25 protein-coding genes and 1 tRNA gene are annotated in these 23839 nt (G+C 56.3%); 12 read left to right on the top strand and 14 right to left on the bottom strand.

All coding sequences use genetic code 11. The annotated features are described in order from the left end of the window. Positions 1-102: 102 nt before the first annotated feature. Positions 103-996 (bottom strand): LysR family transcriptional regulator, encoded by an 894-nt coding sequence (locus HY751_11005; protein MBI4666921.1) that lies wholly within the window; start codon positions 994-996, stop codon positions 103-105. A 136-nt stretch (positions 997-1132) separates the two neighbouring features. On the opposite strand from HY751_11005, the gene HY751_11000 reads away from it, so the two are divergent. Continuing rightward, complete coding sequence (locus HY751_11000) at positions 1133-1435, top strand: nucleotidyltransferase family protein (protein ID MBI4666920.1); 303 nt, start codon at positions 1133-1135, stop codon at positions 1433-1435. Further along, entirely contained in the window at positions 1425-1769 is a 345-nt protein-coding gene (locus HY751_10995) for a DUF86 domain-containing protein (protein ID MBI4666919.1), read from the top strand. Before HY751_11000 ends, HY751_10995 begins: the two co-directional genes overlap by 11 nt. Before the next feature lie 18 nt (positions 1770-1787). On the opposite strand, the gene HY751_10990 is transcribed toward HY751_10995, so the two are convergent. Beyond that, positions 1788-2537 (bottom strand): ComF family protein, encoded by a 750-nt coding sequence (locus HY751_10990; protein MBI4666918.1) that lies wholly within the window; start codon positions 2535-2537, stop codon positions 1788-1790. A 59-nt stretch (positions 2538-2596) separates the two neighbouring features. Between HY751_10990 and HY751_10985 the strand changes: the two genes are divergently transcribed. Genes HY751_10985 through HY751_10975 form a run of 3 tightly spaced genes read left to right on the top strand, consistent with a single transcriptional unit; the run spans position 2597 to position 3660 of the window. Continuing rightward, positions 2597-2809 (top strand): DUF2905 domain-containing protein, encoded by a 213-nt coding sequence (locus tag HY751_10985; GenBank protein ID MBI4666917.1) that lies wholly within the window; start codon positions 2597-2599, stop codon positions 2807-2809. 7 nt (positions 2810-2816) lie between these two features. Beyond that, on the top strand, positions 2817-3185 hold the full coding sequence (locus tag HY751_10980; GenBank protein ID MBI4666916.1) for a nucleotide pyrophosphohydrolase: 369 nt from the start codon (positions 2817-2819) through the stop codon (positions 3183-3185). A gap of 10 nt (positions 3186-3195) precedes the next feature. Further along, positions 3196-3660 (top strand): YhcH/YjgK/YiaL family protein, encoded by a 465-nt coding sequence (locus tag HY751_10975; protein MBI4666915.1) that lies wholly within the window; start codon positions 3196-3198, stop codon positions 3658-3660. A 345-nt stretch (positions 3661-4005) separates the two neighbouring features. On the opposite strand, the gene secA is transcribed toward HY751_10975, so the two are convergent. The 3 genes from secA to HY751_10960 all read right to left on the bottom strand — a co-directional run bounded on the left by secA (position 4006) and on the right by HY751_10960 (position 7701). After that, entirely contained in the window at positions 4006-6705 is a 2700-nt protein-coding gene (secA, locus tag HY751_10970; GenBank protein ID MBI4666914.1) for a preprotein translocase subunit SecA, read from the bottom strand. Between the two features lie 537 nt (positions 6706-7242). After that, a complete protein-coding gene (locus HY751_10965) occupies positions 7243-7581 on the bottom strand; it encodes a P-II family nitrogen regulator (protein ID MBI4666913.1) in 339 nt (112 codons plus the stop codon). 44 nt (positions 7582-7625) lie between these two features. Further along, a tRNA-Arg gene (locus HY751_10960) sits at positions 7626-7701 on the bottom strand. An 84-nt stretch (positions 7702-7785) separates the two neighbouring features. Between HY751_10960 and HY751_10955 the strand changes: the two genes are divergently transcribed. Further along, complete coding sequence (locus HY751_10955; GenBank protein MBI4666912.1) at positions 7786-8544, top strand: Nif3-like dinuclear metal center hexameric protein; 759 nt, start codon at positions 7786-7788, stop codon at positions 8542-8544. A gap of 465 nt (positions 8545-9009) precedes the next feature. Here HY751_10955 and HY751_10950 read toward each other — a convergent pair whose 3' ends face one another. Continuing rightward, positions 9010-9249 (bottom strand): type II toxin-antitoxin system Phd/YefM family antitoxin, encoded by a 240-nt coding sequence (locus tag HY751_10950; GenBank protein ID MBI4666911.1) that lies wholly within the window; start codon positions 9247-9249, stop codon positions 9010-9012. Between the two features lie 73 nt (positions 9250-9322). Then, positions 9323-11005, bottom strand: a complete 1683-nt coding sequence (locus tag HY751_10945) for a transporter substrate-binding domain-containing protein (GenBank protein MBI4666910.1) — start codon at positions 11003-11005, stop codon at positions 9323-9325. A gap of 359 nt (positions 11006-11364) precedes the next feature. Here HY751_10945 and HY751_10940 point away from each other — a divergent pair, with 359 nt between their 5' ends. Continuing rightward, positions 11365-12186, top strand: a complete 822-nt coding sequence (locus HY751_10940) for a cytochrome b/b6 domain-containing protein (GenBank protein MBI4666909.1) — start codon at positions 11365-11367, stop codon at positions 12184-12186. A gap of 68 nt (positions 12187-12254) precedes the next feature. On the opposite strand, the gene serA is transcribed toward HY751_10940, so the two are convergent. From serA to HY751_10920, 4 genes are all read right to left on the bottom strand, one after another. After that, the gene (gene serA / locus HY751_10935; GenBank protein MBI4666908.1) at positions 12255-13478 is read right to left on the bottom strand and encodes a phosphoglycerate dehydrogenase; all 1224 of its coding nucleotides are present in this window, start codon (positions 13476-13478) and stop codon (positions 12255-12257) included. A gap of 460 nt (positions 13479-13938) precedes the next feature. Continuing rightward, on the bottom strand, positions 13939-15456 hold the full coding sequence (locus HY751_10930) for a glycosyltransferase (GenBank protein ID MBI4666907.1): 1518 nt from the start codon (positions 15454-15456) through the stop codon (positions 13939-13941). 21 nt (positions 15457-15477) lie between these two features. Beyond that, the gene (locus HY751_10925) at positions 15478-16380 is read right to left on the bottom strand and encodes an alpha/beta hydrolase (protein MBI4666906.1); all 903 of its coding nucleotides are present in this window, start codon (positions 16378-16380) and stop codon (positions 15478-15480) included. Between the two features lie 12 nt (positions 16381-16392). After that, positions 16393-17586, bottom strand: coding sequence for a PQQ-binding-like beta-propeller repeat protein (locus HY751_10920; GenBank protein MBI4666905.1), 1194 nt, complete (start codon positions 17584-17586; stop codon positions 16393-16395). A 233-nt stretch (positions 17587-17819) separates the two neighbouring features. On the opposite strand from HY751_10920, the gene fusA reads away from it, so the two are divergent. Genes fusA through HY751_10895 form a run of 5 tightly spaced genes read left to right on the top strand, consistent with a single transcriptional unit; the run spans position 17820 to position 22743 of the window. Next, the gene (gene fusA, locus HY751_10915; protein MBI4666904.1) at positions 17820-19907 is read left to right on the top strand and encodes an elongation factor G; all 2088 of its coding nucleotides are present in this window, start codon (positions 17820-17822) and stop codon (positions 19905-19907) included. Between the two features lie 16 nt (positions 19908-19923). Beyond that, on the top strand, positions 19924-20799 hold the full coding sequence (locus tag HY751_10910; GenBank protein MBI4666903.1) for a hypothetical protein: 876 nt from the start codon (positions 19924-19926) through the stop codon (positions 20797-20799). 23 nt (positions 20800-20822) lie between these two features. Beyond that, complete coding sequence (locus tag HY751_10905) at positions 20823-21221, top strand: MerR family transcriptional regulator (protein ID MBI4666902.1); 399 nt, start codon at positions 20823-20825, stop codon at positions 21219-21221. 57 nt (positions 21222-21278) lie between these two features. After that, on the top strand, positions 21279-21980 hold the full coding sequence (locus HY751_10900) for an SCO family protein (GenBank protein ID MBI4666901.1): 702 nt from the start codon (positions 21279-21281) through the stop codon (positions 21978-21980). Positions 21981-22020: 40 nt separating this feature from the next. Continuing rightward, entirely contained in the window at positions 22021-22743 is a 723-nt protein-coding gene (locus HY751_10895) for a hypothetical protein (protein ID MBI4666900.1), read from the top strand. On the opposite strand, the gene HY751_10890 is transcribed toward HY751_10895, so the two are convergent. From HY751_10890 to tatA, 3 genes are all read right to left on the bottom strand, one after another. After that, the gene (locus tag HY751_10890) at positions 22738-23175 is read right to left on the bottom strand and encodes an arsenate reductase ArsC (protein ID MBI4666899.1); all 438 of its coding nucleotides are present in this window, start codon (positions 23173-23175) and stop codon (positions 22738-22740) included. The genes HY751_10895 and HY751_10890 overlap by 6 nt on opposite strands. 73 nt (positions 23176-23248) lie before the next feature. Next, on the bottom strand, positions 23249-23548 hold the full coding sequence (locus HY751_10885) for a hypothetical protein (GenBank protein MBI4666898.1): 300 nt from the start codon (positions 23546-23548) through the stop codon (positions 23249-23251). Positions 23549-23569: 21 nt separating this feature from the next. Beyond that, on the bottom strand, positions 23570-23767 hold the full coding sequence (tatA, locus tag HY751_10880) for a twin-arginine translocase TatA/TatE family subunit (protein MBI4666897.1): 198 nt from the start codon (positions 23765-23767) through the stop codon (positions 23570-23572). Positions 23768-23839 lie beyond the last annotated feature (72 nt).

The raw sequence follows: 23839 nt of genomic DNA, 5'->3' as shown, positions 1-23839 counted from the left end.
ACTATCTATATCGGCAGGCTGGTGTCAAAAAATTAGCGCGAGCTTTGGGGCGATGACAATTTGTGGGTAGGGGCTGAAAAAATTTCCGGGCGGACGGGAAGGTTAAGCGGTTTTTTCCCGACAAATGTCCATGAACTCGCTGATTAGACTCGAGCGGGTGCGCCCCTCGCGCACAAGGAACTGCAGCTTGCGCACCATGGGCCGCCCTTCCACCCTCAGCGCCGCCAGAACTCCCAAAGCCACCTCGTTCTCCAGCGCCTTTAATGAAACGATAGAAACACCCATCCCTTCCCGCACGGCGTTTTTTATGGCGGTGGTGGAGCCCAGCTCCAGCACAATGTTTTCGTTGGGGATGTTTATAACGTCGTTCTTCACCAGCCCGTCTATAAAACTTCTGGTGCCGGAACCCTCTTCCCTGATGATGAACGGCTCCCGCGCCAGGGCGGCCACGGATATCTTCCCTTTCTTCGCCGCCGGGTGATTGGGGCTTACGGCCACCACCAGCTCGTCGTCGGCGTATGGGGCGCGGATAAGTTTTCCGGCGTTAACGGGGCCTTCCACTATGCCGATGTCTAATATATGGTCGGAAAGCCATGCCACTATCTCGTCGGAATTGCCGACGGATACTTTGAGGTCCACCCCGGGATTGCGTTTTTTCATGGCCGCCAGCGCCGGGGGCAGAAGATACGCGCCGATGGTGGAAGACGCGCCGATTTTGAGAACCCCAACCCGCTGGTCCTGAAACGCCCGGATTTCCTCTTCCACCTGTTCGGCGGCGTCCATAAGTTTTTCCAGCCGCTCCACCAGCATTGCCCCGGCGGGGGTAAGCTCTATCCGGTTTGTGAACCGGTCGAAGAGTGACACGCCGTATTGGTCTTCCAGCTGTTTCACCTGATGGGTCACGGCGGGCTGGGTTAACCCCAGGTCCCTGGCGGCCTTGGAGAACGAAAGCCTCCGCGCCACCACGTGGAAAACTTTTAAACGGAATTCGAGCATCGCGGTCACACCAGTTGATTTGTTCAAGGGAAGTTTATCAGATTAAACGAGACAGAGAATAAAGGTGGTAACGTTTTACCAAAATCCTTCCAAAATTTTTACCCATCAACAAACCGATATATAATAAGCGGTAATCATGGAACCAAATAAGCTAGAGCCGTCAAAAGAATTTCTTGCTGAATTTTGCAGGAAATATAGTGTGCGGGAATTGTCCCTCTTCGGCTCCGCCGCGCGTGGCGATTTAAATGACAGAAGCGATATTGATATTCTCGTAGAGTTCGAGCCCGGCGCCAAAACCGGCATCATGAAATTTACACGGATGCAACGCGAACTGGCGGAAGTATTTGGCCGTAAGGTTGATCTGGTTTCAAAAAAAGGGCTTAATCCTGTGATCCGTGAAGAAGTGATAGAATCCGCCACAACTCTCTATGCGGCCTGACAAGCTTTATCTTGCGGATATTGTCGAAGCGGCTATTTCGATCCGGTCATTCCTTGGGCATGCGACTTATCAGGATTTCATGGCCAACGAGATGCAACGGAGCGCCGTGATGCAAAAACTGACCTTGATCGGTGAGGCTGCGTCCAGGATATCCTCGGAGCTTAAGACTCGTCATCCTGACATTGAATGGGGTGACATTATCGGATTTCGAAACTACGCAATTCACGCATATTTTTCGGTTGACTGGGAAATTGTTTGGAATGCCGCCAAAGACGAAACGCCTGCTCTTCAAGAGAGAATCCAGAAAATCCTCAGCCAAGATTTTCCTGGTTAATTGTTGACAACAATCCCCTCACCTCGCCCACAGTAACGTGGCCACCCTTACGCTTTCGGGTTTGGCTTTCAGTATCGCTTTCACGCATTCGTTCACGGTGGCGCCGGTGGTGTGGATGTCGTCGAACAATATCACCGTGCGCCCTTTCAACTTGCGGGCGTCTCTCAAGATGAAAACGCCTCTAACATTCTCCGCCCGCTCCTTTATCGTCAACCCATATTGGTGCCGGGTGTTCCTGACCCGTTTTAAGGCGCCGTCGGCCATGGCAAGCCCGGCCATATCGGCGTAATGACGGGCCAGCAGATAGGCCGGGTTATAGCCGCGTTTGAAAAGTTTCCACGGGTGTAACGGCACGGGAACCACCACGGCGCCTGGGGTCTCGACGAAAAACGGCGCCAGCCGCTCTTCGCCCAGCTTCGCCAGGCTCTTCCACAAATATGGCCGGGCGGAAAACTTGAACGCGTGGATCATCTCCCGCGCCGGGCCGCCATACATAAGCCCGAACCGCAGTTTTTCATACTTGGGCGGGTTTTCCAGACATTCTCCGCACTGGTACGTTTCCAGCGTCTCCAGCTCGTACTCGAACTCCAGCGGTTTGGCGCAGGTGGAGCAAATGTTATGCGGCGGGTACTCTATGTCCCGCAAACATGCGTCGCACAGTTCCGGGCATAGAGTGGATAACTCCTGGCCCCCGCAGGACACGCACCGTGGCGGGAACAGCCGCCACACCGGCGCCAGCGCCTGCCTCCACAACCCGCTTATGGCCATGCGATAATGGAATCCAGTAATATTGTCTGTAATTATAACTTCGCTCCGGGTTTTAGAACATGTCTCGGCTCCTTATTTTTCTTGGGCTGGCAATCCTGGTTTTGGGTATATCATGGCCCTTGATCCAGAAACTGGGGCTGGGCAGACTGCCCGGGGACATAGTGGTGGAGCGGGAAAATTTCACGTTTCACTTCCCCGTAGCCACCATGATACTGGTTAGCGTGGCCGTATCTTTATTGTTAAACCTGTTCTTCAGGTTCTTTGGGAAATAAGGGGAGCATGAAAGACATCCAGGCGCAATTACGGAAATTCGCCAGCGAAAGGGAATGGGGCAAGTTCCACTCCCCGAAAAACCTGGCCATGGCGCTGGCGGTGGAGGCCGCCGAAATACTGGAGCATTTCCAGTGGCTCACCGAGGAGGAAAGCGCAAAACTGCCCCCCAACAAGCTGGCCGAGGTGAAAGACGAGATCGGCGACACTTTCATATATCTTGTCAACCTGGCGGACAAGCTGGGGGTGGACGTTAAACAGGCCGCCCGGGAAAAGATCGTAAAAAACGCGATGAAATACCCCGTGGAAAAAGCCCGGGGCAGGGCCGTAAAACATGACAGGCTGGACACGCCGGAAAACGTGATAGACCGGCGTTGATACAAACACAATGATATTCGGCCAGCTGGACCGCGTCGAAAAAGGCTCGCCAATGCCGGACGAGCGCCTGCGCGGCGGATTCCTGTTCTTGCTGTCCGCGGATTTAATCCTGCTCCCCGAAGGCAAGCACGACATTGGCGGCGGCATGCGCGCCATCGTGGAAACATACCCCACCGCCCCGGCCAACTCCAAACGGTTCGAGGCGCACCGGGATAATATAGACATCCAGCTTGTTGTAACCGGCCTGGAGCGGATGGATTGCGCCTTCACAAACACCCTGTCCATATCGCAAAAGTATGACCCCTCGCGGGACGTGATGTTCTTCGAGCCGCCCGGAATTTACACGTCCATCTCTGTGGTTCCCGGAAACTTCGCGGTGTTTTACCCGAGCGACGCGCACCGCCCCGGCGTTATTTTGGGCGATAGCCCGGCGCGGGTGAAAAAAGTGGTGATAAAAGTTCCGGCGGGCGGGTAGTTTTAGCCTGGAATACGGAGCGGCGGCGGCAAAACATTAAAAACCCGATTCGTCTAATCCGGTTTCTTTCAACAAATGATGGAGCAGACCTGATTTTAAAGGCTTATTTCATTGCACGGGAATGGAAAGACGCACGACGCTACCTGTCTTCCTATAAATGTTATGACTGCCATTTATACGTAATAACTTCCAGCCATGCCGGGATTGGAAAAGCATGACCAGGCGCGCCTTGAGTCACTGCCTACGGACTCCGGGGTGACAGTTAATCCGCCCTTCCCGTTTTTCCAGGCTGGATCCGCCGGGTTTGAAAAGACGCGGCATGGTCCACAAACCATACCGCAAAATTCAATCTTTAGCCCCGTGGCATTTCTTGTACTTCTTTCCGCTACCGCACGGGCACGGGTCGTTGCGCCCAACTTTTTTCGGATCCCGGTGGGCTGGCTCGTGGCTTTGTTCCGATGGCGGCGGCGCTCCATGGCTTTCAATTACCCTCCGGCGCTCCTGCCGCTCCGCCAGCTTATGCTCCAGCCGGGCCTCTTCCTGCTGGGCCTGTTCGGAGCGGACCTCCACGTGGCAAAGGGCCGTAACCGAGTCTTCCCGGATGCGGTCTATCATCTCCATGAATATCTGGCTACCCTCCCGCTTATACTCGTTCAGCGGGTTTTTCTGGGCGTAACCGCGAAGGTTTATGCCCTCCTTGAGATGGTCCATGTTCAGCAGGTGCTCACGCCAGTTGTTGTCCACAATGTTGAGCGTTATGTACTTTATTATCTCGCCCCAGGGTTTTTCGCCCACCCTGGCGCCTTTGGCCTGCACCAGCCCGCGAACCTCTTTTTCAAGCCGCTCTTTCAGCGGCGCATGGGTAACCGTGGCAAACTCGAACCTGTCGGAGCCCACGGTCATGTTGCTATCGTCATCAACTTTTATATCCAGCCCGAAATGGCGAAGCAGGGCGTCTTTTAACCCTTTATAATCCCACTCCTCAGGATTCTGGGCTTCGGGGGTGTACCGGGCCATGTCGTCGTCCAGCACTTGCAGGGCCATGTCTTCCACCATTTCGCCCAGGCTCTCCCCGGCCAGCAACGAGCGCCTCTGCTCGTATATCACCTCTCTCTGCTTGTTCATCACATCGTCGTATTCAAGCAGATGCTTCCTTATGTCGAAGTTATGGGCTTCCACCTTCCGCTGGGCGTTCTCTATAGATTTTGTCACCAGCCCGTGCTCTATAGGCTCCCCCTCTTCCATACCCAGCCGCGTCATCATGCTTTTCAGCTTGTCGCCGCCGAATATGCGCATCAGGTCATCCTCCAGCGACAGGTAGAACCGCGAGGAGCCCGGGTCCCCCTGGCGGCCGGAGCGGCCGCGTAGCTGGTTGTCTATCCGGCGGGACTCGTGCCGCTCGGTGCCGATGATATGCAGGCCTCCGGCGCCCACCACCTGTTTATGCTCTTCGGCGCAGACTGCTTTCAGTTCATCCAGCGCCTGTTTGTAACCTTCATCCTCTTCGGTTACACCGCGGGTTTTCAGCATCATCTCCGGGTTGCCGCCCAATATGATGTCCGTTCCACGGCCCGCCATGTTGGTGGCGATGGTCACTGCGCCAAGCCTGCCGGCCTGGGCCACTATCTCGGCCTCTTTTTCGTGATGTTTGGCGTTCAGCACATGGTGTTTCACCCCCTTGCGGGTGAGCATGCCGGAGATTTTCTCGGAGTTCTCTATGGATATGGTGCCCACCAGTATGGGCTGGCCGGTTTCGTTCAGGGCGCCTATCTCGTTTATGATGGCGCCGAACTTCTCGGTTTCGGTGCGGTATATCTGGTCCGCCTGGTCTTTCCTTACCATGTCCCGGTTGGTGGGTATGATGAGCACTTCCAGGTTGTAGGTGGAGGCGAACTCCGCCGCCTCGGTGTCGGCGGTGCCGGTCATGCCGCCCAGCTTGTTATAAAGGCGGAAGAAGTTCTGGAATGTTATGGTGGCCAGCGTCTGGTTCTCGTTCTCGATGGTAACCCCCTCCTTGGCCTCCACAGCCTGGTGAAGGCCGTCGCTCCACCGCCTGCCGGGCATGAGGCGGCCGGTGAACTCGTCCACTATCATCACCTTGCCGTCTTTCACCACGTAATCCACGTCCAGCTTGTAAAGGGTATGGGCGCGCAAACCCTGCTGGACATGGTGGAGTATGTCCACGTTCTCCGGGTCGTAAAGGTTTTCTATGGATAACGCCTTCTCCGCCATGGCCACGCCCTCTTCGGTAAGCATCACGGCGCGGGCCTTTTCGTCTATGGTGTAACAGACGTCTTTCTTTAACAGGGAGGGGATGATGCGGTTTATCACGTAATATTTATCGGTGGACTCCTCCCCCGGCCCGGAGATGATCAAAGGCGTGCGGGCCTCGTCTATCAATATGCTGTCCACCTCGTCCACAATGGCGAAGTTGAGCTCCCGCTGGACGCAGTCGGCCAGTGAGAATTTCATGTTGTCCCGCAGGTAGTCGAACCCGAACTCGTTGTTGGTGCCGTAGGTGATGTCGGCCCCGTAGGCTTCCTGCCGCTCCCTGTCTGTAAGGCCGTGCTGGATAACGCCCACCGAAAGGCCCAGGAATTTATATATGTGCCCCATCCATTCCGCGTCGCGGCGGGCCAGGTAGTCGTTCACCGTCACAAGATGCACACCCTTGCCCGAAAGGGCGTTCAAGTAGCAAGGCAGGGTGGCCACCAGGGTTTTACCTTCACCGGTGCGCATCTCCGATATTTTCCCCTCGTGCAGGGCCGCGCCGCCGATGAGCTGGACGTCGAAATGACGCATGGAAAGCGTCCGCCAGCCGGCCTCCCGGCACACGGCGAAGGCTTCCGCCAGCGCGTCGTCCAGGGGGGAGCCGTTGGCTATCCGCTCTTTTAGCTCCGCCGTCTTGGCGCGCAGGTCGCCATCGGACAGGGCCTTGATGCCCGGTTCCAGGGCGTTAATAGGGCCAACATATTTCTCGGTTATGCGCTTAAGCTCCCTGTCGTTCCGGGAGCCGAAGATTTTATTTAAAATGGAGCCGATCATTATTCTCTACATTCCTTGACGTAAACCATGATTATCCCCCGGAGGCAAGCCGCTATTCAACGGCATTTTTGACATGGAGGTATTTAAGGAAACCTTTAGGCTTGCGTCCCCTCCCGCATGTCCTGATACCGGACATGGCCCCTGACCTCAATTGAGACATTTAAAGGCTACAAAACTCACGTTTATTAATAAACCGTTAAATAACAACCCATTGATGTCTGGCACAAAACCTGCTTATTAGGAGGCAAGAAATATACGACATCCTGATTAACGGGGAGCGGGGGGATTTGAAAATGTCCAGAGACTTCAAAATGAACCTGATGAAGATTTTCGGGCTTGGCTCCATTTTAGCCGTGAACGCGGTAATAGCCCTGATAGCCAAACTGGTTTTTATAGGTTAACAAAGTTTGGAGATGGGCCAAGCCTAAAGAAGCCTTATATAAGCCAACCAGCCGTCCGCCTGATCCCCCTCTCAACTACCCCAGGCGGGCGGCTTCTTTTTTGTCCGCTTCGCCAAGGTAGCTCAAGAGAATCTCATCAAATAGCCGCGTCGCCCCGTTCGCCGGTGCGGATGCGAACCGCTTCTTCCACCGGGATAACGAAAATCTTGCCGTCCCCTATTCTGCCTGTGTGGGCGGCTTTGGACACAGCGTTCACCACGTCCTCCACCATGTCGTCGTTCACCACTATCTCAAGCTTTATCTTGGGCAGGAAATCCACCACATATTCGGCGCCCCGGTATAATTCCGTATGCCCCTTCTGGCGCCCGAAACCTTTTACCTCGGTGACAGTAAGGCCATGCACGCCTATGTCGTTTAGGATGTCTTTTACTTCGTCCAGCTTGAAGGGCTTGATGATGGCTTCTATTTTTTTCACGGCTGGCGATACCCCCGGGCTCTATTAATCAGGTTCTTCTATCATGGCGCGCCCGGCAGGAATTGAACCTGCGGCCTTCTGATCCGGAGTCAGACGCTCTATCCGCTGAGCTACGGGCGCGAACAAAGTCCGTCGCTGATTCTAGCACAGGTTCTTCGCGGAGCAGGTTAAAATGTATTATCCCAACCGGTTATGGAGCGGAAAATGGCGGACCTTCACGAGATCACCTCTTACCTGGACGAGTATCTGGAAGCTAAATCCATAAATGACTACGGCCCGCAGGGTTTGCAGGTGGAAGGGGGCGCCGAAGTTAAAAAAATCGCCACTGGCGTTTCGGCGTGCATGGAACTTTTCCAGCTGGCCTGTGAGTGGGGGGCCGGGGCGATCCTGGTACATCACGGCATGTTCTGGGATTCGGAACCCCGGGTGGTGAAGGGTAGCCTGAAAGAACGTTTAAAATTCCTGCTGGAGAACCGCATCTCCCTTATCGGCTATCATCTGCCGCTGGACAGGCATCCGGAAGTGGGCAACAACATACAGCTTGTGAAGCGGTTGGGATTGGGCGGCGAGGAGCCTTTCGGCCTGTACAAGGGGAAAACCATTGGTTACCTGGCCCGGACGGGCAAGACCCAGTCGGTGGCGGAGTTTATGGATACGGTCAAGCGGGAGATAAACCGTGACGCAAGGATCCACGCCTTCGGGCCGGGAAGTATTGGGCGGGTGGCCATTTGCTCCGGCGGCGGGCAGGACACGTTGCGGGAAGCCATCGCAAGGAAAGCCGACGCGCTATTGACCGGCGAGGAGAGCGAATGGGTGTATCACCTGGCCCGGGAGGAGGGCATACATTACATCGCCGCCGGTCATCACGCAACCGAGCGCTTCGGCGTGATGGCGCTGGGGGACGCGGTGGCGAAAAAGTTCGGGGTGGAGGTTAAGTTTATAGACGTGTTCAACCCGATTTGAACCACTACTGCCGCTCGGCGCTGTGTTGCAGTCCGGAGAGCGCCACCCCGGCGTGATGTTACATCGGGCAAAGAATCCGCGTGGTGACAACACCACGGACAGCGGGAACATTGTCATGCCGGGCGTGACCCGGCATCGGGGCTTCAATCCTTCCTCGTGAATGAGGCATGATCCCGGCTCGCGCTTTCGCTTGGCCGGGATGACGAATGGCGCTCCCGCTCGGCATGGTGTGGCAGTTCGGAGAACGCCACCTTGAGACAGTCGCCATCCACACGGATAAATAATGCGATACCCGCCCGCATCCGCGCGGCGATAGGGGAAACCGTACAGCTTGGCGGGGTCCGGCGTTTCCGGACCGTCCATCAGCGGCAGGATTTTTCTGGCTATTTGCCTGAACTGTTTTGCGTCCAGCCCGTCCAGAAAATCTTTGGCCTGCCGGGTGATGTCCAGCGAATAATTCACAAACTACCGGGAGCGTAGCAGGCTGGTGGCGGCTTTTTCCCCGATATAACCGCTTTTCTCAGCGGAAGCGGCCCGCATGGCCCAATATTCATCCTCCATGGCCGAAAGGCGCCCATAATCGGTTATGGACATCATCACCGCCACGGGTCTGCCGTTCTTCTCTATAAGCACCGGTTCGGCCATGGACGTGTCCAGACACTGCCCGAACCCGGTTTTAATGTCGGTAGCCCTGGCTGTTTTCACTTTGGTTCCCCTAAATAATCATAATGAACATTATCAGCGGAACACCAGTTATTAAGAGCCTTCGAGCTATCCCTCACTCCGCCGCTGGCAGGGTAAACTTGAACCGGCTCCCCTTCCCCGGTTGCGACTCCACCCATATCCTGCCGCCGTGCCTCTCCACGGTTTTCCGGCATATGGAAAGCCCGATGCCGCTACCTTCGTAACTGGCCACGCTGTGCAGGCGTTTGAACGGGACAAACACCATTTCCGCATATTCCGGATCTATGCCTATGCCGTTGTCCTCCACGGTGAGCTCCCAGAACTCGCCCTGCCGTTGGGCGGATATTTTTACCACCGGAGCCGCCTCGCCATGGAACTTTAACGCGTTGCCCACTATGTTCTGAAGCAGGCGGTGGATGGATTCGCCATCGGCGAATACCACCGGCAACGTATCCCACTCCACTTTGCCTTTCGTTTGCTGGATGCGAGACTCCAGTTCCTTCGCCACCTTGCCCATTGTCTCGTTTAATTCTATGCGGGCCATATGAAGCTCCACGCGCCCGGCGCGGGAGAGCTGGAGCAGGTTCTGCACCATCAACATCAGGCGTTTGGACGCGTCTTCCACAAAATAGATGTCGTCCAGCGCCTTCTTGGACAACTCTCCCCCCAAATCGCCTTTTAGAAAATGGGTGTAACTGGAAATCGTCCGCAGGGGCTCCTGCAGGTCGTGGCTGGCGGCGTAGGCGAACTCCTCCATCTCCTTGTTTACCAGCATAAGCTTCTGGTTGGAAACGGCCAGCTCCCCGGTGCGTTGCGCCACTTTATGTTCAAGGTTTTCGTTCAGCCGCGTTATTTCCTCCTCGGCCTGCCTGCGTTTTTCTATCTCGGACAGGAGTTCACGGTTCAGATGAAGTAGCGAAAGGTGACGCCACAGGAACATGGCCGCGCCCATCAACAGCAACACCACCACGCTGGCCAAGCCTATCCTTTGCGGCGTCCAGTAAGGCGTTGGTTTGCCATACCACTTGATGTAAATGGCCTGGTACTCGTCATGCCCCACGAAATCCTCGATGGAGGCGTTGAGCCGCTGGAGCAGATGGGGCTCATCCTTGCGAAGGGCTATGGCCCTTTTAATTTCGGCCAGGGGTTTGCCGACAACCTTGATCTTGTCCTCCACGCCGGACTCCCGCGCCAGTTGAAGGAGCGTGGGGCCGGGACACGCGAAACTGTCTATCTTTCCCGCCAGCAGGTCGAACAAGCCGTGCTGGAAACTGTCATACGTCTCCAGCCGCAGGTTTGGATATTTTTTCAGGTTCTCGTAAGCCACGCTTCCCTTTATCGACCCAACCGTGTAACTGCCATTGGGCAGGTTCATGTCATCGTTCTGGGCTCGCACGAAAAACGAGACAGGGAAAGCGTCTATCAGGTTTGTGAAGGCCAGCCGCTCCTGCCGCTCTGGACTTAACCCCATGCCCGGGGCCACCCGCGCCTCACCGCTCAATATTTTGGCAGTCACTTCCTTCCAGTCGCTGGCGAAGATGTAATCCACTGTCAGCCCCGCCCCCAGGGCGATCTTGTCCATCACATCCACGGCGAAACCCGATGCTTTGCCCGTCAGCGGATCTTTGAAGTATGTGGGGGGAGAATCAAAAGGGATCACCGCCACCACACTCTCCGAGTCGGCGGACGGTTTTGCGCCCTGCGCCCAGGACTGGCTGGCGCAGAGGGCAATGACGCAAACGGCAAAGGTGTACTTCAACCAAACCGGATGTCTCATTTGCCTCGGTTAGAGAGGGCGCAACAAGCTTACGAGATTAAAAAATGTACTACTCAAAATTGTATCTCATTTCAGTAGCTTTGTGGGAAACCTTGCAAGGCAATTGCTTGATAACAAGCAATTTATTAACATGTTTACCAAATTCCGCTTCGCGTTGCCCCTTCCTGTTTTGACCGGCTTTCATGAATTCAACTGTCCGCATTCAAGACACATTTTCGCCATCCCCGTTGTCCTGATTATGGACATGGGGGCACATCGCCATTTTATCCGCCTGTTTTACAAGCCGTTACACCTAGCCAATTAAGGCATGGAAATTGTTTATGTACAGGGTGGGTAGTTAAATTACGAGAGGCAGGTAAATGAAAGGTTCTATAACCAGGTTCACCCCATCGGAGCGGTGGTTGCACAACATTGTGATGGTCACGTTTGTGTTGTTACTGCTTACCGGCCTGGCCATGTTGTATTTCAACCTTCAGGGAGACCAGGGGGAGTCCAGGAAGTTTCTGGTGTCTTCCCATAAGCTGATAAGCGTAATTTTTATGGTTATCCCGGTACTTCTAGTGGCCCTGGGAAATAGAAAAATCTGGAAGGAAAATTTCAGGCTCGTCACCAGCTGGAGCCGCAAGGATATCGAATGGTTGATGAAAAAACCGTTGGCCGCCATTTTTAAGAACATGGAACTGCCGCTGGACGACAAATTCAACCCCGGCCAGAAAACCTGGGCCTACATCGCTATTTCCGGATCGGCGCTCCTGGTGGGAACCGGCATTATCATGTGGACCACCGGCTCTCCGATCCTGGCTCTTCTGGTCCACACGCTGGTGGCGCTCATGCTTGCCTTGGCCCTTACCGGGCACATTTACATGGCCATCGGCAACAAGGCCACCCGGCCCAGCATATCCTCCATCATAGACGGCGACGTGAGCATGGATTGGGCCATGCGTCACCATCCGCTGTGGGCGGAGCGGGTGATGAAGGACAGGGTGAAACGGAAAGCCGTGGTTCCCTACGAGGCGCCGCTTTTCGACGGCGAGGCCACTGCGAAAGTGGCATGGAACAAGACCGGCGCGGTGGCGGCGCTGGATTTTAAGGCGCCCCACTCGGCCCCGGCGGAAGCGCATCATAAAAACCGGAGAGACCTCACCCAGGCCACGGCCTTCCGTGTGGGCGGGGCGGAATAACGGGAGCTTATTAGCGGGCGCAGGAGGGCCGCGAGGTTAGTTTCAACTCGCGGCCTTTCCTTTTTTGCTCAGTAAAGAATGCGGGCCTTTATGGTACCGGGCATTTTCCGCAGGTCTTCTATCCACGTGTTCCCCACCTTCCTGGACACGTCCATCACAAGATAGCCTATCTTGGGGTCGGTCATAAGGTACTGGGCCAGCACGTTCACGTTGCGTTCGGCGAAGTAGGAGTTAATCCTCTGCAACACTCCGGGCGCGTTCTTGTGCAGGTGGAGTATGCGGTGTTTCCCCTCGTGGATGGGAAGTTCCACCTCCGGCACGTTCACCGCCGATGTGGTGGAGCCGTTGTTGATGAACTTTATGAGCTTGGAGGAAACCTCGTAACCGATGTTCTCCTGCGCCTCCAGGGTGGAGCCGCCGATGTGGGGGGTGAGGATCACGTTCTCCAGCCCCTGTAACGGTGACTTGAATACATCGCCCTTGGCCTTGGGCTCTTCCGGGAACACGTCTATTGCCGCGCCTGCCAGGGCGCCGGACCTTAAGGCGTCCGCCAGCGCCTCTATGTCCACCACGTTGCCCCGGCTGTAGTTTATAAGGTAAGCGCCTTTCTTCATCTGCCCAACCCGCTCCCGGTTGAACATGCCAGCGGTTTGCGGCGTGGCGGGCACGTGAAGGGTTACTATGTCCGAAGCGGTTAGAAGCTCCTTGAGGTTGCGGCACCTGTGGGCGTTGCCCAGCGCCAGCTTGTCGAGGATGTCGAAGAAAATGACCTTCATTCCCATGGATTCCGCCAGCACGCTCACCTGGGAGCCGATATGGCCGTAACCGATAATGCCCAGCGTTTTCCCGCGAACCTCGCGGCACCCCTCGGCGCTTTTCAGCCAAAGCCCCTGGTGGGTGGCCCTGTCTTTTTCAGGGATGCGGCGCATGAGGGAAATACAGTGGCTAATGATAAGCTCCGCCACCGACCGGGTGTTGGAAAACGGCGCGTTGAACACGGGAACGCCCATCTCCTGGGCGGCTCCGAGGTCTATCTGGTTGGTGCCGATGCAGAAAGCCCCCACCGCCAGCAGGCGGCGGGCGGACTGGAACGCCTCCGCCGGGATCCTGGTCTTGGAGCGGATGCCGATTATGTGGGCGCTGGCTATTTTCTCCTTGAGCGCCGCCACGTCCAGCGCGCCGGGCAAGGCTTCCACCTGGAACTGCTCATTGCGAAAAGCGTCAATGGCGGCTTCGTGGATGTTTTCCAGAAGGAGAACGGATATCTTGTTTTTGGGAAACGACGTCACCATAACGGCAAATAATCCACCTTCAAATTGATAAATATTAATGATGCTTTAAAACCCGCTTTGATTCATCAGAAAAATGTTTTGTCCATAAAGCCAACTCTTGCATACATTATGCGCTTCGCCGAGGTCGCATGACCTCGGTCTCACACGCCTGAGAGTGAAACTGCCACGGATCGCCCCGCATACATCCAGGAAATCCGTGGTCGGGCGGCCACGGAGAAGCAGAGGGAAGGGTCCACCCCCCATGTCGCTTCGCCGAGGTCGCATGACCTCGGCCCTAAATTCCGCCCCAGGAAGCCGTGGCCGGGCGACCACAGGGAAGCAAAAGAAATTGTGAGAAAGTCAAGGAAGGCGCTTAATGCCCTCAAAACTCCGGAACATGAGACGATGACATCGGATTAAAAAATCTGCCGCCTTCGGTTACCTTTTCCCATGAGGCAACGGGGGAGCATGGCCCGGCTATTTACCTATTACCCGCCAGCTTTCTTTTGAGCAGTTCCAGAGTTTCTGAAAGTTCCGTGGCGATGGGATTTAATAGCGCCCCCTCGGCCAGGGCGGTTAAGGCTTCATCCATGCGCCCGGCCATTATGAGAGCCTCTGCGTACAGCATGACCGTTTCGGGGTTTCCCGGCTCCAGCCGTACAAGTTCGGCCAATGCCGATAACTTCAATTCCCCCTCGGGCGTGATGGAGGCCCATTGGCGCATCCAGTTTTTCCCCCGGAGGCCGGAGCGGAACAGTTTCTCGAAAACCCGCTCGGCCAGTTCGTTTTCCCCCCTGGCGAAGGCTTGCATCCCCAAGTCCGCGGCCACTTTGGCGCAAAGGGGGATGGTGAATAACCCTGTCGAATCGGCCATTTGCTTTATGTCTTGTTCGATGCCCTGCCAGTCGCCGATGTTGAAATGGTTCACCGCGTCGTCCAGCGCCGTCTCGGGGGTGGGTCTGGGGGTGAATGGGCCATGGTCCTTGCGCCTGCCCTTTTTCTCCAACAGCTCAAGATATATTTTCTCGTATCCGGCCACGCAATGGCGGGCGTCAAAACGTTTCTCCACCTTCTCCCGGGCGGCGCGGCGCATTTGTTCCCATAGGGGCGTTCCGCGAATGGCCAGGGCCTGCTTAACGGTATCCGCAATATCCCGGCGGTCGTCCCCTTTTACTATCCAGCCGTCCACTCCGTGGGTGACGATCTCCGCCATGCCGCCGTCCCCAGCCACTATCGGGAGAGCGCCGCACGCCATGGCCTCCAGCGCCACCAGCCCGAAAGGCTCCACTTTGGAGACCAGCAACATTATGTCCGCCTTGGCGTACAATGCGCCCATGTCGCCGGACAAACCCATGAATTTCACCCTGCCGGTGGATGGGCCGGTCTGGTTGCGCCCCGCCAGCCACAATTCCAGCCGCGGGTCGAGGGGCAGAAGCTCTTCGGCCAGTTCGTCCAGATGGAAATGTTTCGGTTTCTCCCGCCGGGCCGATTCCAGAACCACCACACGATTTCCCGGCGCGGGCTGTTCCCGGAATGGAAACTCCGCCAGGTCTATGCCATTCAACACCACTGCGGTTTTGGATTGATCCGGCTGATATTTCCTGACGGTTTCGGAAACGCAGATTGTCACGTCTATATCCGGGTAAAGCTGGCCCGGCTCACAAAGGTGCATAGTTTCCACCAGCGCGGGAACCCGGGCCTGCCGGGCCGCCTCGCAAATGGCGGGCGAGAACCCCCCGGGAAACTGCACGATGTCCACGCCGGAGAATATCTCGACAAGTTTTGAAAACCTGTCATCGGCGCCGGTGTAGATATATTCCATGGAAGGGTCGAAAGGGACATCCGCCGGATCCGGCCGGTTGGGTATTACGAAAACGGGCTCGAATACGTCCCGGTTCAAGAACCTGTGATGGAACGTGTCCATCCGGGGTATCCCCCCGCCAGAGCCCAAACCGATACCGCAATGGGCTATCTTGATGGGGCTGGATGGTTTTTTCATGGCAAACGTATCACGGGAAGGTCATTTGCCGGTTGTAAAACTCTTGACCGCATCGGCCACGTCATAAGCGAAGATGTCCCGGAAGAAATGATCTGCCCCATCCACAATCACAAGTTTTATTTTCCCGCCACCGGTGTGTGGTTTCACCCTTTCAACAAGGTCTCCCACCACATCGTCGTTCGACCCGGCGATAACCAGTACCGGCGTGTTGACTCTGGACAATAGCGATGGGGTGTCTTGCTCCACCCCGCCGCCATAGTATGAAACGAAAGACCCTGCGGTGACATTGGTTTCGGCGCAATGCAGGAACCCGGTTTTCTCCAGCACAGCCTCCGGTTTGCCGGAAGAAATCAGCGCCTGCGCATGGGCCAATAAAGGCTCCAGCGGTTTCCCGCGGCGGGCCAGGTAGTTTTCGTGAACGGTTTTCGATTCCCACGTAATGGGAGCCAGCAATATGGCGCCTTTCACGGCGCCAGATGTCAGTTTGCCCGCCACCAGCGCCACCTGGCTTGCGCCCCTGGAATGGCCGAACAGGTAAATATCCTTAACGCCCCGGGCTTTCAACCACTCTACCCAAGCGAAAATTTCGCCCACCGCGTCTTCATGGCGATGGCGTTGCAGGTTTTCGCAGGGATACATGCCATGCCTGGCGCTTTCCGAGAGGCTAAGGTTTATGGCCAGCGAGCTTATACCGTTTTCGCCGAACAGTTTTTGCAGGGTGGATATGGTTTCCATCCCGTTATGGCCCATGGTTCCATGGGCCATAAGGATCACCGGCCCGTCATTAATCGATCCGCCAGGGGCCGGCTCCAGATTGGCGTTTAACTCAAGCCCGCCATGGCGGAGATGTACCTCGCCCGCCCAGGCTGGCAGAGCCAAGACGCAAGCGAGGATGTACGCCGCCGTGGCGGTCTTGTTAAACATTAATGCCCGGTATTATCGCAAGGCGTATAAATAACCGTCTCTGCTACCCGCCAGCACAAGGCCATCGAGGACCACTGGAGAGGCAATAACTTCCTCCCCGGTCTCGAATTTCCATTTTTCCTGCCCGGTGGCGGCGTCCACAACGTAAAGGAATTTGTCGCCCGATCCAAAATAGAGAAGGCCGTTCACCAGCGCGGGGGGAGAATCCACCCTGTACCGGGTTTTAAACCGCCATTTCTCCTTGCCAGTGACGGCGTCCAAAGCGTACAGGTTGCCATCCCAGCTACCGGTGTAAACCATGCCGCCGCCCACCGTTGGAGAGCAATACACCCCATGGGTGGTCTTGTACTTCCATTTCTCCTTGCCTGTGAGGGCGTCCAAAGCGTATATCCCCGTGTCGCCGGAGCCGAAATACACCACCCCATCGGCCACAGCCGGGGTGCTATCCACATCTTTTTTGGTGCGGTAGCGCCATTTTTCTTTGCCGGTAGCCTTGTCCACCGCCACAAGGTCGTGGGAGCGGTTGCCGATGTATATCATGCCGCCGTCCAGCGCGGGGGCGGTGAACACCCCGCCAAAGGTATCCAGATTCCAGTTCTCTTTGCCGGTATGGATGTTCACCGAATAAAGCTTGCCATCCAGGGAGCCGAAATAAACCGCATCTCCTTCCACCGCCGGGGAAGATATAACATCGCCGCCGGTCTGGAAAGCCCAGATTACGGCTCCGGTGTCGGTGTTGAGGGCGTACAGCTTGCCGTCCCCGGCCCCGATGTACACCACGCCGTTCAGGACCGACGGGGAGCTGATGACCCATCTGCCCATCCAGGAAACATCGCGCCCCGTGACGAACCGCCATTTCTCGGCGCCGGTCTTTATATCCACAGCGTAAATGTTGCCGTCCCCGGCGCCAAAATAGGCCACTCCGTCCATCACCGCCGGGGTGGAGTAGATGAAAATCCCGCCGCTGAGCTTGTTCCACCATTTCCCGGTCTTGAATTTCCAGGCCAGTCCGTGAAACTCCGGCAACCCGGCGTTGCTGTAAACGCCGGTCCTGGCAGGGCCGCCGCGAAACATCACTTGAACATCTTTTTGCGTGACCGCGCCTGGCGACGCGCCTCCTGCCGGTTTGCCTGCGCCGCCACCGCAACCCGCCATAAATACCGCTACTATCACCCACGCAAACGAGGAATACAGATTTTTTCGCATGACCGCCATAATCTTATTTAGATGAAATGAAAAAGCGTATTATATTCCATCTTTCCCGCCGGGAAGACCCGTAAAAACTTTTTGCGTCCAAATCCAGCAAGCGGTTTGCATCCACCGCTTTTTCTGTGCGAAGATTAACCTAAAGCCGGGACTGGCCAATCGGCCCAAGAGTTTTTTCGGCGCGGCGCTGTTAACTCCTTCTCCGAAAACGTCCTAAAATAACGGGGAGCGCGATGAAAACCTATACGCCGGACAAGATACGAAACGTAGGAATCATAGCCCACAGCGGGGCCGGGAAAACCACCCTGGCCGAGTCCATCCTGTACGACGCGGGGATGATCAAGAAACGGGGGCTTACCACCACCGGCGACACCGTTATGGATTACGACCCCGACGAGATAAAACGGCAGATTTCCATCTCCACCTCCGTGGCCTCGCTGGACTGGGAGGGGCACAAGATAAACATCCTGGACACTCCCGGCGACCAGAACTTCGTGGCCGACGCCCTGCTTTGCATGGGGGTGATGGATTCGGCGCTGGTGATAGTCTCGGCCATTTCAGGCATCAAGGCCCAGACCGAAAGGGTGTGGCGCTGGGCGTGCGACCACAAACTGCCCCGGGTAATCTTTATAAACAAGATGGACTCGGAACGGGCATCCTACGAAGCGGCCTTCGGCCAGATAGACTCGGTGTTCCACCAGAAGACCTTGAAGTTCACCATCCCCATAGGCTCCGGCCCCGGTTTCGCCGGAGTGGTGGACCTGCTATTCATGAAAGCCTATATATACGACAAAGACGGCGAGGGAAGGTTCCGGGTGGAGGAGATTCCGGACAACTTCCGGAAATGGGCCGAGAAGGAACGGCGGGAGATGGTGGAGTCGGTGGCGGAAACCGACGAGAAGTTGCTGGAGAAATACGTGGCCCAGGGTGACCTTACGGAGGAGGAACTGTTCGCTGGCCTGCGCCGCGCCGTGATATCCGGCGAGGTGGTTCCGGTGCTTTGCGGCTCCGCCCTGCTGAACATCGTCGTGCGAAAAACATTGAACACCATCATCCACTTCCTGCCATCACCCCTGGACATCCCTCCAAGGCAGGCCACCGCGCCAAACGGCTCACCCGTGTCCGTAAAGCCGGACCCGGAAGGGCCGCTGACCGCCTATGTGTTCAAGACCGTGGTGGATCCTTACGCGGGCCGGATGAGCTATATCCGGCTGTTCTCGGGGTCACTCGCTCCGGACAGCAACATCACCAACGCCAGCCATGACCAGAAAGAACATATCGGCCCTCTGTTAACGGTGATAGGTAAAAAACAGGAGCCCGCCCGGCAGGGTGTGACCGGGGATATAGTGGCCGTGGCCAAGCTTAAGGCCACGCTGACGGGCGACACCCTTTGCGATGGCAAAACTCCGGCGATGTTCAAGAAGGAAGAGCCCCCTCACCCCGTGGTGTGGGTGGCGGTGGACGCCGCCGGCAGGAACGACGAGGACAAGCTTACCAGTTCACTGGCGCGGTTGATGGAAGAAGACCCCGCTATCCATGTGGAGATGGACCGGGAGACCAAGGAGCTTGTGGTGTCCGGCATGGGGCAAATCCATATGGAGGTGACTTTTGCCCGGCTCAAAAGCCGGTATGGATTGGATGTGACCACCCATCCCCCCAAAATCGCCTACAAGGAAACCATCCGCGGCAGGGCCAAGGCCCATGGCAGGCTGAAAAAGCAGACCGGAGGCCATGGCCAGTTCGCCGATTGCTGGATAGAGATTGAGCCTTCCGGCGACGGGAAACCTTTCGAGTTCGTAAACGCCATAGTGGGCGGGGTGATTCCCCGGCAATACATCCCCGGCGTGGAGAAAGGGGTGCGGGAGGCCATGGAATCCGGAACGCTGGCGGGCTTTCCCGTGACGGGACTGAAAGTGACCCTGGTGGACGGCCAATTCCACGAGGTGGACAGCTCGGAGATAGCCTTTAAAATAGCCGCCTCCATGGCGTTCAAACAGGCCATGGCCGACGCAAGGCCGGTACTGCTGGAGCCTGTGATGGAGCTGGAAGTGGTGGTTCCAGCCGATTGCGTTGGGGACGTGTTGTCGGACATATCCCACCGGCGCGGGAGGGTTACGGGCGTGGGTATGATGGGGGGCGATGAGCAGATAAAAGCCCTGGCCCCATTATCCGAAACCCTGGATTACGACCAGAACCTGCGCTCCATAACCGGCGGCAGAGGCAGGTTTGCCATACATTTCCACGCTTACGAGGAGGCCCCGCCGCCAGTGGCCCAGAAGGTCATCAGCTCGGCGGCCAGAAACCAGCAAGGCAAGGGGTGAAATATAGCGCCCTGACATGAGGAAAATAAACCTCCTTGCCGAAATCCCAAGCATTCGCAACACCCTGCGCCCCGACGGCTCCTACCATGGAAAAAACCGGGGCTTTGGCGCGAACAAAAAAACCGCCGCCGGGCTTCTGCTGGCGGCAGGCGCCGTTGCATTCGCATTGTGGTCCAACGGCGCCTTTTCCCGGTTTCCCTGGCGGGGCGGCGAGACGCTGAAGGCGGAAACATCCCCGGCCCCATTGTATGACGAGATGCCCCAGCCAGCCGCGCGGGAGAAAATGGAAGAACGGGAAGCGTCTGTGGCGCCCATCGCTCCCGCCCCGCAAATGGAACCAGCCCTTGTTCCGCAGGAGCTCATTTCCCGCCCGGTGGCCCAGGACGCGCAGGTAAAACCCGGGCAGGCTGAAAAGAAAAAACCGTCCACAGGCCCCAAAAAATGGAGGCTCCGGTTTGGGGTTTGCATCTACTCAAAAAGCTGTACGGAGCTTTTGACGAACCTCAAATCCAGGGGTCTGTTAATCGGCATGGAGGAGGGACTGGCGGAAATAACGGCCCACAAGGTGATGATCGGCCCATTCCCCACCAAGACCCACGCCATAGAGTCCGCGGAGCGGTTTAAATCCAATGGCTATAACCTGGCCCCTTTCATGGCGGAAGACCGGTACTACCTTGGAGCTGAAACTTATCTGGATCTAAAATCGCAAAAAGGGGCGCTTGCCATGGCCAAGTCATTGGGACTTAAGGCCGAAGGGGGCCTAGCCCGGGAAAATCGCAGGGTTTATAAGGTTTACGGCGGCATTACCTACCCTGTAAAAGAGGAGGCGGAGAAAACCGCCCGGGCCCTAAAAGGGCGCGGGATAGAATGCTTAGTGGAACTTTTGGAATGAATTCGGGGTAAAATAACCTGATTATGGAAAAAGAAGACCAGGAGGTCCAGGATCTCCTTTTTAGCGCCCCCGGCCCGGACAGGATGTTTTACAAGATCCGGGACGTGGCCAAGCTTGTAGGGGTAAAGCCCCATGTCCTGCGCTATTGGGAGACGGAGTTCCCCCAGCTGTCGCCGCAGAAAAACAAGAACGGCCAGCGTGTTTACACCAGAAAAGATGTGGAGCTGGCCATTGAAATCCGGCGGCTTCTCCACCATGAGAAGTTTTCGATAGCCGGGGCCCGGCAGGCGTTGAAGAAAAAGCGGGGGCATTCCCCCCCGGCCAGGGAAACCTCCGCAGGGCCATCGGCGGCGCTTATGGCGTTAAAAGAAACGCGGGATGAACTGGCCGGGATACTGGATACCTTAAAAAGCCCCGTTTAGCGGAGGCTTTTTTGAATCGTTAAGAAGTATGTCCACTTATCTATTGGAGATTTATTCATGCGCCCCCATCGTATAAGCGCCATAACTTTGTTCATTTCATGCGCCATAGTGGCGCTGTGGCCGATGAAATCCTTCGGCCAGCACGACCACGGCTCGCACGGGCAGGATTCTCAGATGGAACATGGATCCCACGCCGGTCACAAGCCCCTCAGCGAAGACGAAATGCGCAAGCGGATGATGAAATGGATCCCCGGCGCGGAGGCCAAGGTGGGCCAGAAGGTGGATGGCGCCCTGACCTTCATCGACCAGAACGGCAAGAAAGTGAAACTGAAGGATTACATGGACAAACCGTTCTTTATAACCTTCATTTTCACCGATTGCCCCCATATATGCCCCACCATCGCCGGGAACATGGGCAAAGCCGCCGCCGAGGCTAAAAACAAGTATGGCGACAAGTTCCGCATGCTCACCATAAGCTTCGACACGGAGCGGGACGACGTGAAACGCATAAAAGATTACGCCACCAACTTCACCACCAACCCCAAGTTCTGGACCTTCGGCGTGGCGGAAAAAGAGTCCGTCAACAAACTCACCGAGGCTTTCGGTTTCTCCTTCATGCCCTCCAAAGACGAGATTTGGGCGCACATAACCATGGTCACCGCCGTAAACAAGGGGGGCGTGATAACCAAGCAGATATATGGCACCAAGGTGGATCCCCAGGAGTTCGGCGACACCCTGGCGGCTATGATAAAGAAGTGACCGGACAAGCGGTTCTAACGTTTTCAGCGCGGACGCTCTCATGTCAAACCTGAAGTTATGGGCATTGATGGCGCTGGCTGGGGCCATTATCGGGACAGGGGCCGGGCTTTTCGGCAAAAGTGACGTCCCCGTGGCCGGGCTGGAGTCGCAAACTAGGGCTGAGCAGTTAAAGGAGCTTGAAAAACTCCGGATAGAAGGTATCCGCCTGGCTTCAGACAAGAAGTACGGCGACGCCATAGCGGTGTTCCTGCGGCTAAATTACGTAAATCCACACGACCAGTTCCCGTATCAACAGATGGCGGAAGTATTTAAGGGCGCCGGGGAAAAAGAATTCACCTCCCTTATGCAAACGCAAATAGCTGGCAGGCCCAACGCCAAAGACCTGGACCGGGCGCTGGGGGGCGTTTATCATATCGCCGGACGGGAAGACCTGGCCGAGGCCGCCCTGGAAGAATATCTGACGAAAAATCCTGGGGACGTAAGCGCCTCGTATTTCCTGGGCGCGGTAAAGAACCGGCTTGGCGACAGGAAAGGAGCCATCGGGATATTGAGCGGCGTCATCGAAAAAGAGCCGACCCATTATTACGCCTACGTGGAGTTGCAGGGCGCTTACGAGGCGGAAGGCGACGCCATAATGTCCGCGAAAATGCTTGGCATGGCGCTCAAATACAACCCCGCCAACAATAAGGAGGGGGTGTGTTGCGGCCTCTTGCCAGACCCTTCGGCGGTCAAGAAAAAGGAAGAGGGCAGGAGCCAGTCATAACTCGCCGGTCAAACTCCACGGCAGTGTCTCCACAAACGCTTTTATCCCATCCCGCACGCGGCGGTAATGGGACATGGCATCTTCTTCATTAACGGCGTTTTGCGCCAGCCTGGGCGGGTCGTCGAAACCCCTGTGGATTTTCCTGGCCGCGCCGGGAAATATGGGGCAGTCCCGCGCCCCTTCGTCACATAGGGTTATGACGTAATCGAAAGGTATCCCCATTAACACGTCCACATGTTTGGGCGCTTGGCCGGATATGTCCACCCCCGCCTCGGCCATGGCGCGCACGGCCAATGGGTTCAGCTGGCCCGGACGGGACCCGGCGGAATACGGCTCGATCAATTCCCCTTTCAGGCTTCTGGCGAACCCTTCGGCCATCTGGCTCCGGCAGGAATTGCCCACGCAAAGGAAAAGTGTTTTCAGTTTGCCCATACCAAATAAAGGATACCAGCGAAAAGCGGGGGTGAATCGTTAATGTTTTGTAAAGAATGGGCCGGACGCGGCGCTAGTCCATGTCGAAAATATTGAGGGGTTTTTTATCCGGGTCTTTGGAGGCGGATTTCAGCGACTCGTTGAAAAGGTCTTCGGCGGTTTTTTTCTTCTGCTCCAGGTGGGCCTCCATGTTGTCGAAAATGGAATCCCGCTTTTCCTTATCCTTCTTCACTTTCAGGAAAGCGTCCGAAAGCCGGTCGCCGGTGCTGTTCTCCACCAGCGGTTTGCGGGTTTCCAGCACCTCGCCGGTAACCCTGTCCACTATCAACACCACCCCGCAACCAGGGCAGGATATTTTCAACTCTCTTTCCATGACTCAAAACCTGGGCGTTTATTACGCTTTTGGTTCGTCCTTATCAGGTTTGTCCGCCTCGGGCTCTTTTAGCGCTTTTTCCGTGTCGCTCAGGGATTTTTTAAAATTCTTTATCCCCTTGCCAAGACCGCTTCCGATGTCCGGCAGACGGCTGGCCCCGAACACCACAAGGCAGATGAGCAGAATTACAAGAAGCTCCGGCATGCCTATTCCGAACATGGATGTACCCCGCTTTTAGTCTTCTTACTGGATTTTAAACCAACCGGCCATAACCCGCTATACAAAAGGGCG

The sequence above is a fragment of the Nitrospinota bacterium genome, from assembly GCA_016208975.1.
Classification (GTDB): Bacteria; Nitrospinota_A; UBA7883; order UBA7883; family JACRLM01; genus JACQXA01.
Note: the sequence above shows the minus strand (reverse complement) of the source record. Positions and strands in the feature narration are given on the sequence as shown.